Origin of the sequence: Streptomyces sp. NPDC085932, from assembly GCF_044540525.1 — a bacterium.
In the GTDB taxonomy this organism is placed as follows: domain Bacteria; phylum Actinomycetota; class Actinomycetes; order Streptomycetales; family Streptomycetaceae; genus Streptomyces; species Streptomyces levis.
The window spans coordinates 411170-427707 of sequence record NZ_JBITSJ010000005.1 but is presented as its reverse complement, the minus strand read 5'-3'; the positions used below and the strand labels follow the sequence as shown (position 1 = coordinate 427707).

The window sequence follows — 16538 nt, the reverse complement described above, 5'->3', positions numbered from 1 at the left end:
GAGGCACGATGAACGACCGTATGACGACGCCGTGGGGCGCGCTCGCGCTGACCCGTTTCCCCGAGGACCCGCGCGAGACGCTGCGCGCCTGGGACGCCTCCGACGAGTACCTGCTGCGGCACCTGGAGCGTGAAGAGGTCCCGCTGTCCGGCACGGTCGTGGTGGTCGGGGACCGCTGGGGCGCGCTGGTCACGGCGCTCGCGGAGCACCGGCCGGTGCAGATCACCGACTCGTACCTGACACAGGAGGCGACGCGCGCGAACCTGGCGCGGGCCGGGGTGGAGCCGGACGCGGTTCGGCTGCTCACCACCCAGGACCCGCCGCCCGAGCGGGTCGACGTGCTGCTGGTGCGGGTGCCGAAGAGCCTGGCGCTGCTGGAGGACCAGTTGCTGCGGCTGGCGCCGGCCGTGCACGCGGGGACGGTGGTCGTGGGCACGGGGATGGTGAAGGAGATCCACACCTCGACGCTCCGGCTGTTCGAGCGGATCCTCGGTCCGACCCGTACCTCCCTGGCCGAGAAGAAGGCCCGGCTGATCTTCTGCACACCGGATCCGGCCCTGGAGCGGCCGGCCGGTCCGTGGCCGTACGTCTACACGCTGCCGGACGGGATCGGTGCCGTCTCCGGGCGCACGGTGGTCAACCACGCGGGCGTGTTCTGCGCGGACCGGCTCGACATCGGCACCCGGTTCTTCCTGCGCCACCTGCCGGAGGGCAGGGGCGGCCGGGTGGTGGACCTCGGGTGCGGCAACGGGATCGTGGGGACGGCCGTGGCGCTGGCCGACCCGGGCGCCGAGGTGCTGTTCGTGGACGAGTCGTTCCAGGCCGTGGCGTCGGCGGAGGCCACGTACCGGGCCAACGGAGTGCCGGGACGGGCGGAGTTCCGGGTGGGCGACGGGCTGGCGGGGGTGCCGTCCGGCAGTGTCGACCTGGTGCTGAACAATCCGCCGTTCCACTCCCACCAGGCGACCACCGACGCCACGGCCCGGCGGATGTTCAGCGGGGCACGGCGCGCGCTGCGGCCCGGCGGGGAGCTGTGGGTGATCGGCAACCGGCACCTGGGCTACCACGTGAAGCTGCGCAAGCTCTTCGGCAACAGCCGGGTCGTGGCGAGCGATCCGAAGTTCGTGGTGCTGAAGGCCGTCAAACGGTAGGCGCGCCCAGCGTCCTGAGGGTGCGGGCCACCGCCCGGGTCATCGCGTCGCGGGCGACCGTGAGGTAGCCGCGCGGGTCGACCGCCTCCGGACGGTCGGCGAGGAAGTCGCGGATCGCGCCTGTCAGGGCGATGTTCAGGGCCGTGCCGATGTTGACCTTGGTGATGCCGCCGGCGATCGCGGCCGTGAGTTCGCCGTCGGGGACGCCGGACGAGCCGTGCAGTACCAAGGGGACGTCCAGGGCGGCCGACAGGCGCTTGAGGAGCGCGTGGTCGAGAGCCGCGGTGCGGGTGGTCATGGCGTGGGCGCTGCCGACGGCGACGGCCAGGGCGTCCACGCCCGAGTCCGCGACGAAGGCCCTGGCCTCCTCGGGGTCGGTGCGGGCGCCCGGGGCGTGGGCGTCCAGCGGGGGTCTGCCGTTCTTGCCCCCGATCTGGCCCAACTCGGCCTCGATCCACAGGCCGTGGGCGTGCGCCCAGTCGACCGCCGCCCGGGTCGCGGCGAGGTTCTCCGCGTAGGGCAGGCGGGCCGCGTCGTACATCACGGAGCTGAAGCCGGCGTCCACCGCCTGGTACAGCAGGGCGTCGTTCTGGACGTGGTCGAGGTGCAGGGCGACGGGTACGGCGGCGTCCTCGGCGGCCGCGGCGGCGGCCCGGGCGAGCGGCAGCAGCCGTCCGCCGCGGAACCTGACCGCGTTCTCGCTGACCTGGAGGACGACGGGGGCGTGTGCGGACTCGGCGCCCGCGATGACGGCCTCGACGTGCTCCAGCGTGATGATGTTGAAGGAGGCGACGGCGGAGCGGGCGGCGGCGGCCCGGGTGACGAGGTCGCCGGTGGTGGTGAGGGGCACGGGGTCTCCAGGGTCAGGGCGCGAGGATCACCGAGCGGGTGAGGTGGCGGGGGCGGTCGGGGTCCAGTCCGCGGGACGCGGCGAGGGCGACCGCGAGGCGCTGCGCCCGGACGAGTTCGGCGAGCGGGTCCAGGTCGCCGGCGATCCACAACGCCCCGGTGGCGCGCACCTGTTCGGCGAGCCCGTCCGGCGCGTCGCCGAGCATCCAGGCCGCCGTGCCCGTGGTGCTGACGCTGATGGGGCCGTGCCGGTACTCCATCGCCGGGTACGCCTCCGCCCAGGCCAGGGCGGCCTCGCGCATCTTCAGTCCGGCCTCGTTCGCCAGGCCGACGGTCCAGCCGCGCCCGAGGAACGTGAACTGGCCGCACTCCACGAGCCCTTCGGGCAGGGGCTCCGCCAGCGCGGTCCGGGCGTCGGTGACGGCGGCCGGGGGGTGCAGGCCGAGGTGCGCGCGCAGCAGGGTGAGGGCGGTGGTGGCGAACCGGGTCTGGACGACGGACCGTTCGTCCGCGTAGGCGAGGACGGCGAGGTCGTCGGCGGCCGCCCGCACGGGGGTGTCGGGGTCCGCGGTGACGGCGGTCGTGCGGGTGCGGCCCTTGAGCCGGCCGAGCAGGTCGAGGACCTCGGTCGTGGTGCCGGATCGGGTGAGGGCGACGACCCGGTCGTAGGCGCGGCCGTGCGGGAACTCCGAGGCGGCGAACGCGTCGGTCTCGCCCTGGCCCGTGCTCTCGCGCAGGGCGGCGGCGGCCTGCGCCATGAAGTACGAGGTGCCGCAGCCGACGACGGCCACGCGCTCGCCCGGTGCCGGCAGCACGGGCGCGAGCTCCGCCGCCTGCGCGGCGGCCCGGGCCCAGCACTCGGGCTGACTGGTCAGCTCGTCCTCGACATGTGTCATGCCGCACCCTCCGCGGTGGTCTCGACCCGGTGCTGGTCATTGATGCCAGACTGATCGTTGTTGCAAGATATCTTCATCTTTCGAGCATCATCAAGCATGCGGTGGCATCGGTTGCGTTAAGGTCGCCCGAGATCGAGACGTGGAGGTGCGGATGTCGCGGGACGCCCGCTGGAAGGCGCTGCTGGAACTGCTCGTGGAGCGCGGCCGGCTGGACGTCGAGGAGGCGGCCGGGGAGCTCGGGGTGTCGGCGGCGACGATCCGCCGCGACTTCGACGGGCTGGCCGAGCAGCAGATGCTGGTGCGCACCCGGGGCGGCGCGGTCGTGCACGGCGTGTCCTACGAGCTGCCGCTGCGCTACAAGACGGCCCGGCACGCCTCGGAGAAGCAGCGCATCGCCAAGGCCGTCGCGGACCTGGTCGCGCCCGGGGAGGCGGTCGGGCTGACCGGCGGCACGACCACGACGGAGGTGGCGCGGGCCCTGGCCGTGCGCGGGGACCTGGGGACCGGCTCGCCCGCGCTGACCGTGGTGACGAACGCGCTGAACATCGCCAGCGAGCTGGCCGTGCGGCCCCAGTTCAAGATCGTGCTGACCGGCGGGGTCGCGCGGGCCCAGTCGTACGAGCTGGTCGGGCCGCTGGCGGACGGGGTGCTCGGGCAGATCACCGTCGACGTGGCGGTGCTCGGCGTCGTCGCCTTCGACGTCACGCACGGTGCCGCGGCGCACGACGAGGCGGAGGCGGCGATCAACCGGCTGCTGTGCGAGCGGGCGGAGCGGGTGATCGTGGCGGCCGACTCCAGCAAGCTGGGGCAGCGGGCGTTCGCCCGGATCTGCGCGGCGGAGGCGGTGGACACGCTGGTCACGGACACGGCGGCCGACGCGGGGACGGTACGGGCCTTCGAGGAGGCCGGGCTGCGGGTGCGCACGGTGTGACGGCGGCGCCGGGCCGCCGGCCGTCCTAGGCTGGGGCTGAGACGCACCCGGCAGGGAGGCAGTCATGGGCGGAACGGCGCAGGACCGGGGCGTGCCGGGCGGACGGCGGTACGTGCCGATCGCGGAGCACGGCCTGATCGGGGATCTGCGCAGCGTGGCCCTCGTGGGCACCGACGGCACGATCGACTGGTACTGCTGCCCGGCCTTCGACGCGCCGAGTGTCTTCGCCTCGATCCTGGACGCGGAACGCGGCGGCTGCTTCGAGCTGGCGGCGGCCGTGCCGGCCCGCACCAAGCAGTTCTACTTCCCCGACACGAACGTGCTGATCACGCGGTTCTTCACCGAGGACGGCGTGGGCGAGGTGCAGGACTTCATGCCGGTCGACGGCGAGTCGGTCGAGGCCGAGCGGCACCGGCTGATCCGGCGGGTGGTGTGCGTGCGCGGCTCGATCCCGTTCCGTACGCGCGTGGCACCGCGGTTCGACTACGGCAGCCGGTCGCACACGGTCCGGCCGGCCGGCGGGGTGGTGGTCTTCGAGACCGAGGGAATGGCGCTGGCGCTGACCGCGACTGTGCCGCTGGAGGCAGACGGGCCGGACGTGTGCGGGGACTTCAAGCTCTCCGAGGGCGAGACGGCGGTGTTCGCGCTGGACAAGGTCGGCGGCGACGTGGCGCCCCGCCGGTGTGCGCACACGGAGGCCGAGGAGCAGTTCGCGGCGACCGTGGCGTACTGGCGGCGCTGGCTGTCCGCGTCCCGGTACAAGGGCCGCTGGCGGGAGATGGTGCACCGCTCGGCCCTGACCCTGAAACTGCTCACCTACGCGCCGACCGGGGCGATCGTCGCCGCGCCCACGACGAGCCTGCCGGAGCGGCTCGGCGGCGAACGCAACTGGGACTACCGGTACGTGTGGGTGCGGGACGCGGCCTTCTGCGTGTACGCCCTGCTCAGGCTGGGGTTCACCGGCGAGGCCGAGGCCTTCATGCGGTTCGTGACCCGGCACGTCAGCCCCGGGGACGGCACGCACTCCGGCCCGCTGCAGATCATGTACGGCATCGACGGGCGCACCGAGCTGCCCGAGCGGGAGCTGGACCACCTGGAGGGCCACCACGGCTCGGCGCCGGTCCGGGTGGGCAACGCGGCGGCCGACCAGCTCCAGCTGGACATCTACGGTGCGCTGATCGACTCCATCTACCTCTACGACAAGTGGGCGCAGCCCATCTCCAGCGGCCAGTGGGACGACGTGTGCGCGCTGGTGGACTGGGTCTGCGCACACTGGGACCAGCCCGACGAGGGCGTCTGGGAGACCCGGGGCGGGCGGAAGAACTTCCTGTACTCCCGGCTGATGTGCTGGGTGGCGATCGAACGGGCCGTCCGGATGGCCAACCGGCGCGGGCTGCCCGCCGACCTGCCCCGCTGGCGGGAGTGCCGCGACACGATCTACCGGCGGATCATGAGCCGGGGCTGGTCCGAGCGGCGCCGGGCGTTCGTGCAGCACGAGGACGGCGACGTGCTGGACGCGGCCGTGCTGATGATGCCGCTGACGAAGTTCATCGCCCCGACCGACCCGAAGTGGCTGTCGACGCTGGACGCGCTGACCGAGGAACTGGTGTCCGACTCTCTCGTCTACCGCTACGACCCGCGCTCCAGCCCCGACGGGCTGCGCGGCGACGAGGGCACGTTCTCCATCTGCTCGTTCTGGTACGTCGAGGCGATGGTGCACGCCGGCCGGATCGACGAGGCGCGCCTGGCCTTCGAGAAGATGCTCACCTACGCCAACCATCTCGGCCTGTACGCCGAGGAGATCAGCCACACCGGGGAGCAGCAGGGCAACTTCCCGCAGGCGTTCACGCATCTGGCGCTGATCAGCGCGGCCTTCAACCTGGACCGGGCCCTGGGCTGAGGCTCAGTGGCCGTGGCCGTCGTCCGTGTGACCCTCGGGGGTGGCGGGTGCGGCCCCGCCGGAACCGGCGCGGACGGTGAAGGCGGCCGTGTGGACCTCGCCGTCGTGGCGGAAGTCGAGGAACAGGCGGTAGGAGCCCGCGCTGGGTGCCGTGGCCGTGAACGACAGGTCCGGACCGGGCCTGGTGGTGCCGTCGCCCGGTTCGCCGTTCGGGTGGACGTGCAGGTAGGCGAGGTCGCCGGAGCGCAGGGCGACCAGGTGGCCGTAGGCGCCGAGGTAGGGCTGGAGGTCGGTGACGGGCCTGCCGTCGCGGGAGACCTTCAGCTTCAGTTCGCTCGCCTTGCCGGGGTGCAGGGCGCCGGCCAGCTCGACCTCGTAGCCGTTGGTCTCGGACGTGCCGCTCGGGGCGGGGAGTTCCTTCGGCCGGAACGGGCCGGAGGCGGCGAGGTCGGCGCCGAGGGTGAGGTTCTTCGCGCCCTGCCGCGCCGGGGTGAAGTCGGCGAAGACGCGGTAGCCGCCCGCACGGGGCAGGTCGACGGGGATGCTCCAGGTGCCGTCGGCGGCGCGGGTGGGGTGCAGGTGGCGGTAGGTGAGCAGGTCGCGTGAGGCCACGATGAGGTGGAGTTCCTTGTCGTGTTCGCGCCGGTAGGAGGTGACCGCGCGGCCGTCGGCGTCCCGGACCGTGAAGCGCAGGTCGGTGCGCTGTCCCGCGGTGACCCGCGGCGTGGCGAGGTCGAGCGTGTAGCCGCCCTCGGAGATCTGCAGCCCTCCCGCGGGGGGCGTGTCGTGTCCCGCGTGTCCGTCGCCCTGGCCGGGCCGGGGCGCGGGCCGGGTGTGCTCCTCCCGGTGCTTCGGCGGGTCGTCGGCGACGACCGGGCCGATGCCCTGGCCGACCCCGTAGGCCGTGCCGAACGTGGCGGCCAGGGCGGCGGCGAAGGCGCTGATCTTCAGTGCGGTGTTCATGACCTTCGGCTCCTTCAGGTACCGGGCCTCCCGCTCGAATGCGGGGCCTTCTAGCACTTCACCATACCCCTAGGGGGTACCTAGTCAAGTCGTTCCGGCGCTTGCATCGTATACCCCTCAGGGGTATACAGGAAAGGAGGCCGGGCATACCCCCCGTCCGTATATGTGGATCACCCGAGGAGGCACCGATGGTCACCACCTACGCCGTCGCCGGAATGTCCTGCGGTCACTGCAAGGCCACGCTCACCGAGGTCATCGGCGAGCTGGACGGCGTCAGCGGCGTCGACGTCGACCTCGGTGGCGGGCACGTCACCGTCACCACGGCCGGCGAGCCCGACGACGCCGCGATCGCCGAGGTCGTCGACGAGGCCGGCTACACGCTCACGGGGAGGGCCTGAGCCATGAGCACCGGCACGACCGGCACCGCCGCCGAGGTGGAACTCGCCATCGGCGGCATGACGTGCGCCTCCTGCGCGGCACGCATCGAGAAGAAGCTCAACCGCATGGAGGGGGTCAGCGCCACCGTCAACTACGCCACCGAGAAGGCGAAGGTCAGCTACCGGGGTGACGTGGCCGTCGGCGATCTGATCGCCACGGTCGAGGCGACCGGGTACACGGCCCGGGAGCCCGCCCCCGAGCCGGCGCCCGGCTCGGAGCCCGGCGAACCGGCCGACGAGCCCGACGCCCTCCGGCCGCTGCGCGAGCGGCTGATCACGGCCGTGGTCCTGTCGGTGCCCGTCGTGGCCATGGCCATGATTCCGGCCCTGCAGTTCACGTACTGGCAGTGGCTGTCCCTCACGCTGGCCGCGCCCGTCGTGACCTACGCGGCATGGCCCTTCCACAAGGCGGCCTTCGTCAACGCCCGGCACGGCGCGGCCACCATGGACACCCTGATCTCGGTCGGCACGTCGGCCGCGTTCCTGTGGTCGCTGTGGGCCCTGTTCCTCGGCACCGCGGGCACACCGGGCATGACGCACCCGTTCGAGCTGACCATCGAGCGCACCGACGGCGCGGGCAACATCTACCTGGAGGCCGCCGCGGGCGTGACCGCCCTCATCCTGGCGGGGCGGTACTTCGAGGCCCGGGCCAAGCGCAAGGCGGGGGCGGCGCTGCGGGCGCTGCTGGAGCTGGGCGCGAAGGACGTCACCGTGGTGCGCGAGGGCGGCCGGGAACGGACCGTGCCGGTGGGCGAGTTGCGCGTCGGGGACCGGTTCCTGGTGCGCCCCGGGGAGAAGATCGCCACCGACGGAACCGTGGTCGAGGGGTCGTCGGCCGTGGACGCGTCCATGCTCACCGGTGAGTCCGTGCCGGTGGAGGTGGGTGCCGGGGACCCGGTCACGGGCGCCACGCTGAACGCCGGCGGACGACTCGTCGTGCGCGCCACGCGCGTCGGAGCCGACACTCAACTCGCCCGGATGGCCCGGCTGGTGGAGGACGCGCAGAACGGCAAGGCCGCCGCGCAGCGCCTGGCGGACCGGATCTCGGCCGTGTTCGTGCCGGTCGTGATCGCCCTGGCGCTGGGGACGCTGGGCTTCTGGCTCGGCAACGGGGTCGGGCTCACGGCCGCCTTCACCGCCGCGGTGGCGGTCCTCGTCATCGCCTGCCCGTGTGCCCTGGGTCTCGCCACCCCGACCGCGCTGCTGGTCGGCACCGGACGCGGCGCCCAGCTCGGCATCCTCATCAAGGGCCCGGAGGTGCTGGAGTCCACCCGCCGCGTCGACACCGTCGTCCTCGACAAGACCGGCACCGTCACCACCGGCCGGATGACCCTGCTGGCCGTGCACGCCGCCGACGGCACCGACGAGGCCGAGGTGCTGCGGCTGGCCGGAGCGCTGGAGCACTCCTCCGAGCACCCGGTCGCCCGGGCCGTCGCCGACGGGGCGCTGCGGAAGCTGGGCGCGCTGCCGGTGCCCGAGGACTTCGCGAACGTTCCCGGGCTGGGCGTCCAGGGTGTCGTCGAGGGCCGCGCGGTGCTGGTCGGGCGGGAGCGACTGCTGGCCGACCGGTCGATGCAACTGCCCGCGGAACTGGCCCGGGCCCGGGCGGCGGCCGAGGACGCCGGGCGCACCACCGTCGCGGTCGCCTGGGACGGCGAGGCGCGGGCCGTGCTGGAAGTCGCCGACGCGGTGAAGGAGACGAGTGCGGAGGCGGTCCGGCGGCTGCGCGCGCTCGGGCTCACGCCCCTGCTGCTGACCGGTGACAACCGGGCCGTCGCCGAGTCCGTGGCCCGTGAGGTGGGCATCGAGGAGGTCATCGCCGAGGTGCTGCCGCAGGACAAGGTGGAGGTCGTCGAGCGGCTGCAGGCCGAGGGCCGTTCGGTCGCCATGGTCGGCGACGGCGTCAACGACGCGGCGGCCCTCGCCCGGGCCGACCTGGGTCTCGCGATGGGCACGGGCACGGACGCCGCGATCGAGGCCGGGGACCTGACCCTCGTCCGGGGCGACCTGCGGGCCGCGGCGGACGCCATCCGGCTCGCCCGGCGCACCCTCGGCACCATCCGCTCGAACCTGTTCTGGGCCTTCGCCTACAACGTGGCGGCCCTGCCGCTGGCCGCGGCCGGGCTGCTCACCCCGATGATCGCCGGGGCGGCCATGGCCTTCTCCTCGGTCTTCGTGGTCGTCAACTCGCTGCGCCTGCGCACCTTCCGCGCCACCGGCTGACACGCCGGCCGGTCTCCGTCAGTGCCGCACGGGCGCGCACCGGGCGGGACGGTGCGCGCCCCCTTGCGGGGGTCACGCCCCCAGTCCGGCCGAGGGGCGCAGGTGCTCGGCCCGGCGGCTCAGCAGGGAGCGGTGGATCTCCCCCGCGCGGATCGCCGTGGTCGACAGCAGCGTCGAGGTCAGACCGTGGGTGTGTTCCGTGCCGCCCTGGAGGTAGATGCCGGCCGTCACGTCCGGGGCGGTCTCGGCGCGGTGGTCGCGGGAGACCCGGATGGCGTCCTCGTCGTCGCGCAGGCAGACCTTGGCCGCCTCGCCCAGCAGCGTGGTGAGGTCCCGGGGACGGTAGCCGGTCGCGTGCACGAGGACGTCGGCCTCCAGCACCCGCTGCTCCCCGGTCGGCAGGAACTCCACGACCACGTCCAGGGAGCCGTCGCCACGCGAGCGCACATCCCGGATCCGGGAGACGTTGAGGAAGCGCAGCCGCTCGCGGCCGGCGACCTTCTCCTGGTAGGAGGTCGCGTACAGGGCCTCGATGAGGTCCATGTCGACGACGGAGTAGTTGGTGGAGCGGTGGTAGTCGAAGAGGGACTGTTTGACCTCGGAGGGTGCGCCGAAGTACACGTCCACCGCCTCCGGGTCGAAGATGCGGTTGGCGAACGGGCTGTCGTCGGCCGGGGTGTAGCCGTACTTGGCGAAGACCGAGCACACCTCGGCCTCGGGGAAGGAGCGGTGCAGGTAGTCGACCGTCTCGGCGGCGCTCTGCCCCGCGCCCAGGACGACGGCGCGGCGCACCGGCGTGCGCCGGTCGCGCAGTTCGGCCACCCGGGGCAGTAACTGGCTGTTGTGCCACACCCGTTCGGACAACTCCACCCCGGGCGGCAGGTGCGGCTCCAGGCCGACGGCGACGCTGAGGTCGCCGGTCCGGTACGTCACGCCGGAGCCGGCGCAGACCACGTCGAACCCGGTGACGGCGCCCGACGCGTCACGCACCGGGTCGACGGCGGTCACCTCGCGGTCGTAGGCCACCAGGTGCCGTACGCGCGCGGCGGCCCACTCGAAGTACTCGTGGAACTCCACCCGCAGCGGGAAGAGCGTCTTCTGGTTCAGGAAGTCGATGAGCCGGCCGCGTTCGCGCAGGAAGCACAGGAAGCTGTAGTCGCTGGCCGGATCGCGCAGGGTGACGAGGTCCTTGAGGAAGGAGACCTGCATCGTGGCGTCGTCGATGAGCATGCCCCGGTGCCAGCCGAAGCGCGGTTGGCGTTCCAGGAAGAGGGCGTTGAGCCGGCGCTCCGGCGGGACCCCCGCGTTGTGTTCCTCGATCGCTATGGCCAGGGCGAGATTTGACGGCCCGAAGCCTATTCCGAGGACGTCGTAGGTGGTGTCCGTGGTGTCCGATCCCGTGAGCGGTGAGTTCACCGTGGCATCGCCTCCCTCAGGCAGCCACATGTTAGATAAGGTTAGCCTTACCTTGCAATGGAGCCGCCGGAGAGGGAGAACCGCATGCGCGTCGCCATGTTCGGCTATCAGACCTGGGGTCACCGCACGCTCCAGGCCCTGCTGGACTCCGACCACGAGGTCGCCCTCGTCGTCACCCACCCCAAGAGCGACCACGCCTACGAGAAGATCTGGGACGACTCCGTCGCCGAACTCGCCGCCAAGCACGACGTCCCCGTCCTCCTGCGCAACCGCCCCGACGACCCCGAACTCCTCGACGCACTGCGCGCGGCCCGCCCGGACCTCATCGTGGCCAACAACTGGCGCACCTGGCTGCCCCCGGAGGTGTTCGACCTCCCGCCGCACGGCACCCTCAACATCCACGACTCGCTGCTGCCGTCGTACGCCGGCTTCTCACCGATCATCTGGGCGCTCCTGAACGGCGAGGAGCGCGTCGGGGTGACGGCACACCGCATGAACGGCGAACTCGACGCCGGTGACATCCTGGTGCAGCGTGCCGTGCCCGTCGGCCCGGCCGACACCGCGACCGACCTGTTCCACCGCACCGTCGACCTGATCGCCCCGATCGTGCGCGAGTCGCTCGACCTGATCTCCACCGGACGGGACGCCGGCCGCTGGCTGCCGCAGGACCGCGGCCGGGCCAGCTTCTTCCACAAGCGCTCCGAGGAGGACAGCCGCATCGACTGGACCTGGCCCGCCGAGCGGCTGGAACGGCTGGTGCGCGCCCAGTCGGACCCCTATCCGAACGCGTACACCTTCCATCGCGGGAAGCGGCTCAGGATCACCTCGGCCGCCGTGTCCGAGGGTTGTTACGGCGGCACGCCCGGGCGGATCTTCATCCGCGAGGGCGACGGCGTGGTCATCGTGGCGGGGCCCGAGGCGCACACCGGCCGCTGCCCCGGTCTCGCCGTCCGGCGGCTGCGCACGGAGGACGGCACGGAGTACGCGGCGACCGACTACTTCCGCACGATGGGGGGCTACCTGACGGCGCGTCCGTGACTGACGCTCCATCACATCACCGCGGAGGGGCGGGGATTGCCCGGAAACCGTTGCTGAGGTAAGGCTTACCTTGCTTTACTGACGGCCGTATGACTCCTGCCAGTACCCGGCGACAAGGGACGCACATGCCGAGAAAGTTCCGCACCACCCTTCTCACCGTCACCCTGGCCGCCGGGTTGGCAGCCTGCGGCTCCGTCAAGGACGACTCCGCCCCCTCCTCCGGCGACGCCGGAGCGGACGCCTCGTCCGCCTTCCCCGTCACCATCAAGCACAAGTTCGGCAGCACGAAGATCGCCGAGGAGCCCGAGCGGATCGTCGTGATCGGCGACGGCGGCACCGACGACGTCGACGCCCTGTACGCCCTCGGGGTCACGCCGATCGCCGTCTCCAAGGACGCCTTCGCCGCCGACGGGGTGCACCCCTGGCTGAAGGACCGGGTCGACACCAAGAAGACCAAGCTCCTGAACACCATGAACGGGGTGGACTTCGAGGAGGTCGCGGCGCTCCGGCCGGACCTGATCCTCGCCACCTCCGACTTCACCCTGGAGAAGAACTACAAGAAGCTCTCCGCGGTGGCCCCGACCATCGGCTACGAGACGGCGTGGGGCAAGCAGACCTGGCAGGAACACGTCCGGGTGGTGGCGAAGGCCGTCGGCAGGCAGGACGAGGCCGGGAAAGCCATCGCGGAGACCGAGGGCAGCATCGCCGAGGTGAAGGTGAAGCACCCCGGGCTGCAGGGCAGGACCTACAGCCTGTCCATCGGCAACACCCCGGCCAAGATCTACACCATCGCCTCCGAGGACGACTTCGCGGCGAAGCTGATGAGCGAGGTCGGGCTGAGCCTCACCCCGTCGGTGAAGAACATCAAGACGGTCAGCGGCAGCCCCACCGGCGAGCTGTCCTTCGAGCAGCTCGACAAGCTCGACGCGGACCTGGTCGTCATCGCCTTCACCACACCGGAGCTGAAGAAGGCCTTCGAGTCCAGCGCGCTGGTGAAGAACATGTCCGCGGTGGAGAAGGACCGCTACGTCGTGACCGACGTGGCGACCATCAGCCAGCTCCGCAGCCCGTCCGTGCTCGGCATCCCGTGGGCGCTGGACAACCTGGAACCCGGATTCGCCAAGCTGGACGAGTAGTCCGGGCAGACCCCCGAGGGGGATCGGAGCGGCGGGGCGTGCGGCACGCCCCGCCGCTCCGGCGTCCGTCAGGTCTCGTCCAGCGCCGAGTCGACCTCCTCCGCCGACATGGCCTCGATCTCCAGGTGGAGCGCGGCGACCTGTTCCAGCCGCCCCGGGGTGTGCTCCTCCGCGGCGAGCCGCTTGGCCATGCCGCCCGGCGTGAGGGTCGCGAACAGCGCCCGCACCGACACCTCGGAGCTGTCCAGGGCCTCCCGCAGCCGGCTCACGATGACGGTGGCCAGCACCGAGTCGCCACCGAGGGCGAAGAACCCGTCGTCCAGGCCCACGGATCCGGCGCCGAGGACGTCGGCCCACACGCGGGCGACGACCGTCTCCAGGGCGGTGCCGGGTACCTGGTGCTCCCCCGGCCCTCGCGTCTCCCACAGCGTCCGGACGGCGCGGCGGTCGAGTTTGCCGTTGGCGGTCAGCGGCAGCTCCGCGGCGACGGCGATCCGGGCCGGGACCATGTGCGGCGGCAGGACCTCCCGGGCCCACCGCCGCAGGTCCTCCTCGCTCGTGCCGGCGTCGGCGGCCACCGCGGCCGCCAGCTGGACGCCGGGCCCCCGCGTCAGACCGGCGACGGCGCGCCGCACCGCCGGATGCCCGGCCAGCCCCGCCTCCACCTCGCCGAGTTCGACACGGAAGCCGCGCAGCTTCACCTGGTGGTCGCGCCGGCCGAGGAACTCCAGTGTGCCGTCGGGCCAGTAGCGGGCGAGGTCACCGGTGCGGTACCAGCGCACCCCGTCGGCCTCGGTGAACTTCCCGGCCGTGCGCTCCGGGTCGCCCCGGTAGCCGAGCGCCACGCCGTCCCCGCCGATCCACAGCTCGCCCGGCACCCAGTCGGGGCAGTCCCGGCCCCGCGGGTCGACGACCCGGCAGCGGACGTTGCGCAGCGGGGTGCCGTAGGGCACGGCCCGCCAGTGCGCGGGCACGCGGGCGTCCACGACCTCGCAGACGGTGGAGTGGATCGCCGTCTCCGTGGTGCCGCCGAGGCCGGTGAACCGGCAGCCGGGCGCCCGCTCGGCGAGCCGCCCGGGCAGGTCGGTGCCCACCCGGTCCCCGCCGAGCAGCACGGCCCGCAGGCCGGCCAGTTCACCGGGGCCGGTGGCGAGCAGCAGCATGTCCAGCAGCGGCGGGACGCAGTTGAGGAGGGTGACCCGGTGCCGGCGCACCAGCTCGGCCCACGGCCGGGCCTCGCGGCGGTCGGCCTCGTCGATCAGCACCACTGCGCCGCCCGCGCTCAGCAGACCGAACAGGTCGAAGACGGAGAGGTCGAAGTCGAGGGCGGACAGGGCGAGGCAGCGGTCCGAGGGGCCCACGGCGAAGCGCGCGTCGAGGTCGTCGACGGTGTTCATGGCCGCCCGGTGCGGTACCTCGACGCCCTTGGGCTCGCCGGTGGAGCCGGAGGTGAACAGGACGTAGGCGACCTGTTCCTCGTCCACCGGGACGGGCGCGGGCAACGGGTCGTGGCGGAGCGCGTCCCGGACCGCCAGGCGGTCACCGGCCGCGGGACCGTGGGCGGTTCCGCCGGTCCCGTCCGTGAGGGTGAGGTGGAAGCCCGCGGTGGCGCGGATGCGGTCGCGGCGGGCGGGTGGCTGGTCGGCGCCGACCGGTACGTACGCGGCGCCGGCGGCCAGCACGCCGAGGACGGCGGTGACCTGGTCGGGGCCCTTGGGCAGACCGACCGCGACGGTGTCGCCCGGCCCGACTCCCCGCTCCGCGAGGGCGGCGGCGCAGCGCAGGGCCCGGTCCGCCAGCTCCCCGTAGGTCAGGGCGCCTTCCGTCCCCCACAGCAGGGCGGGCGCCTCGGGCCGCTCGGCCGCGCGGATGAAGAAACCCTCGTGCAGCAGGCGATGGCTGCGCGGGGCGCCGGTGGCGTTCACCGCCCTGCGCACGGCCGACTGCTCCTCCGGCAGCAGGGCACCGACCGGCCGGTCCCAGACGCCGTCCTCGGTGCCGAGCCGGGTGACCAGCCCGTGGAACGCGGCGAACATCGCGTCGACCAGCCCGGCGGGGAAGGCGTCCTCGCGCACGTCCCAGTTGACGAGCAGTCCGCCGTCGACCTCGGTGACCTGGGCGTCCAGCAGCACCTGCGGACCCTGCGAGATGATCCACACCGGCTGTCCGAAGGAGTCGCGCACCTCCGCGTCGAACAACTCCCCGAGGTTGAGGGCGCTGGTGAACACCACGGGTGCGAGGACCTGTTCGCCGCGCTGCCGGGTCAGGTCCCGCAGCACCTCCACGCCGGAGTAGTCGGCGTGGGCGGCGTCGGTGTGCATCCGGTCCTGCAGCCGCCGGGCGTGCTCGGTGAACGGCGCCGCCTCGGTCAGGTCGACGTCGAGCAGGACCGAACTGGTGAAGTCGCCGACGAGCAGGTCGGTGTCGGGGTGGGAACCCCGGCGGTCGAACATGGGGACGTTCAGCAGGAAGCGCGGCTGACCGCTGTGGGCGGCCAGCACCTCCGAGAAGGCGGTCGCGACGGCCATCGCCGGGGTCAGCCCGTGCTGGTGGGCACGGGCGGCCAGCCGCCGTTTCTCCTCCGGCGGAAGCCAGTGGTGCCGCCGCGTCACCCGGGTCGGGTCGGCGCGCTCGGCCTCGGGCACGAGCGGCAGGTCCGGCGCGCTGGGCAGCTCGGGCACCCGCCTGCGCCACCACTGCTGTGCCTGCTCCCGGCTCAGCCGCCGCACCTCGGCCCGCTCCGCCAGATAGGCCGGGTAACTGGTGCGGATGGGCGGCAGCGCGGCGTCGGGGTCGCGGTAGAACCGGGCGAGGTCGGAGAGCAGGACGCGGTAGCTGAGGGCGTCCGCGGCGAGCATGTCGACGTCCACGTGCAGCCGGCTGCGTCCCTCGGGCAGCAGGGAGAGCTGCACGGAGAACACCTCGCCGGCGGCGACGTCCAGCCGGGCGTGCGAGGAGGAGTGCCGGATGTCCTCCAGTTTGGCCGCGGCCGTCCCGGGATCCAGCGCCCGCAGGTCGTTGACGGCCGTCGCCGGGCGGGTGAGGCCGGGCAGAATCTGCTGGCGGCCGTCGTCGGTGAAGCGGGCCCGGAGCATGCCGTGCCGGCGGACCAGGGCCCGTACGGCGGTGTCGAGCCGTTCCGGGTCGACACCGGAGCCGTCGAACTCGACGTAGAGGTGGGCGGCGACGGAGCCGAGGGTGGTGTCGTCGCCGCGGCCGATCCAGTAGGCGTGCTGCATCACGGCGAGCGGGAAGGGCTCGCCGGGCTCGGGGGCCGGGGCCTCCACGGCCGGTTCGGCCGGTGCGACCTGTCCGACCGGCTCGGTCGGTTGCGCCGGTTCGGCCGGTTCGGCCGGGGCCCTGGCCGCGAGGAGGGCGCGCCAGGCCCGCAGGGTGGGTTCACGGGCGAGTTCGGCGAAGCCGACCTTGACGCCCCGCTTGCGCCAGGAGCCGGCGATCCGCATCAGGGTGATGGAGTCCAGGCCCCAGGCGATGAGGCTGTCGTCGTCGCCCGGCGGGGTGTCCGGGCCCAATGTGTCGGTGACCGTACGGAGCAGCTCGTCCGCGGTCGGGGGGTGCTGCGTCACCGGTTCCTCCG

At 73.0% G+C, this 16538-nt stretch carries 12 protein-coding genes; 7 read left to right on the top strand and 5 right to left on the bottom strand.

The genetic code is table 11. From position 1 onward, the window contains the following. Nucleotides 1-20 precede the first annotated feature (20 nt). On the top strand, nt 21-1151 hold the full coding sequence (locus tag ACIGAQ_RS25960; protein ID WP_311679295.1) for a methyltransferase: 1131 nt from the start codon (nt 21-23) through the stop codon (nt 1149-1151). Here ACIGAQ_RS25960 and ACIGAQ_RS25955 read toward each other — a convergent pair. Then, nucleotides 1141-2001, bottom strand: coding sequence for a class II fructose-bisphosphate aldolase (locus tag ACIGAQ_RS25955; RefSeq protein ID WP_362281540.1), 861 nt, complete (start codon nt 1999-2001; stop codon nt 1141-1143). The two genes, ACIGAQ_RS25960 and ACIGAQ_RS25955, sit on opposite strands and share 11 nt — an antisense overlap. A gap of 13 nt (nt 2002-2014) precedes the next feature. Then, nucleotides 2015-2896: an SIS domain-containing protein gene (locus tag ACIGAQ_RS25950; protein WP_399786646.1), complete on the bottom strand. Its 882-nt coding sequence runs from the start codon at nt 2894-2896 to the stop codon at nt 2015-2017. A gap of 151 nt (nt 2897-3047) precedes the next feature. Here ACIGAQ_RS25950 and ACIGAQ_RS25945 point away from each other — a divergent pair, with 151 nt between their 5' ends. Together ACIGAQ_RS25945 and ACIGAQ_RS25940 are read left to right on the top strand one after the other, a co-directional pair. Then, nucleotides 3048-3827 carry a DeoR/GlpR family DNA-binding transcription regulator gene (locus tag ACIGAQ_RS25945; RefSeq protein WP_311679224.1) on the top strand — a complete coding sequence of 260 codons (780 nt, stop codon included), beginning with the start codon at nt 3048-3050 and terminating at the stop codon, nt 3825-3827. Between the two features lie 64 nt (nt 3828-3891). After that, nucleotides 3892-5727: a glycoside hydrolase family 15 protein gene (locus ACIGAQ_RS25940; RefSeq protein ID WP_399786643.1), complete on the top strand. Its 1836-nt coding sequence runs from the start codon at nt 3892-3894 to the stop codon at nt 5725-5727. A 3-nt stretch (nt 5728-5730) separates the two neighbouring features. Here the strand turns inward: ACIGAQ_RS25940 and ACIGAQ_RS25935 are convergent, their stop codons facing one another. Further along, a complete protein-coding gene (locus tag ACIGAQ_RS25935; protein ID WP_399786640.1) occupies nt 5731-6690 on the bottom strand; it encodes a hypothetical protein in 960 nt (319 codons plus the stop codon). A 188-nt stretch (nt 6691-6878) separates the two neighbouring features. Between ACIGAQ_RS25935 and ACIGAQ_RS25930 the strand changes: the two genes are divergently transcribed. Next, nucleotides 6879-7088 carry a heavy-metal-associated domain-containing protein gene (locus tag ACIGAQ_RS25930; protein WP_311679227.1) on the top strand — a complete coding sequence of 70 codons (210 nt, stop codon included), beginning with the start codon at nt 6879-6881 and terminating at the stop codon, nt 7086-7088. A 3-nt stretch (nt 7089-7091) separates the two neighbouring features. Further along, nucleotides 7092-9350 carry a heavy metal translocating P-type ATPase gene (locus ACIGAQ_RS25925; RefSeq protein WP_399786637.1) on the top strand — a complete coding sequence of 753 codons (2259 nt, stop codon included), beginning with the start codon at nt 7092-7094 and terminating at the stop codon, nt 9348-9350. A 72-nt stretch (nt 9351-9422) separates the two neighbouring features. On the opposite strand, the gene ACIGAQ_RS25920 is transcribed toward ACIGAQ_RS25925, so the two are convergent. Continuing rightward, complete coding sequence (locus ACIGAQ_RS25920; RefSeq protein WP_362281555.1) at nt 9423-10766, bottom strand: SidA/IucD/PvdA family monooxygenase; 1344 nt, start codon at nt 10764-10766, stop codon at nt 9423-9425. 84 nt (nt 10767-10850) lie between these two features. Between ACIGAQ_RS25920 and ACIGAQ_RS25915 the strand changes: the two genes are divergently transcribed. Both ACIGAQ_RS25915 and ACIGAQ_RS25910 read left to right on the top strand, forming a co-directional pair. Further along, entirely contained in the window at nt 10851-11804 is a 954-nt protein-coding gene (locus ACIGAQ_RS25915; RefSeq protein ID WP_399786634.1) for a methionyl-tRNA formyltransferase, read from the top strand. Nucleotides 11805-11929: 125 nt separating this feature from the next. Continuing rightward, nucleotides 11930-12940, top strand: a complete 1011-nt coding sequence (locus ACIGAQ_RS25910; protein ID WP_399786631.1) for an iron-siderophore ABC transporter substrate-binding protein — start codon at nt 11930-11932, stop codon at nt 12938-12940. Between the two features lie 68 nt (nt 12941-13008). On the opposite strand, the gene ACIGAQ_RS25905 is transcribed toward ACIGAQ_RS25910, so the two are convergent. Continuing rightward, nucleotides 13009-16527 (bottom strand): amino acid adenylation domain-containing protein, encoded by a 3519-nt coding sequence (locus ACIGAQ_RS25905; protein ID WP_399786628.1) that lies wholly within the window; start codon nt 16525-16527, stop codon nt 13009-13011. Between the last annotated feature and the right edge of the window lie 11 nt (nt 16528-16538).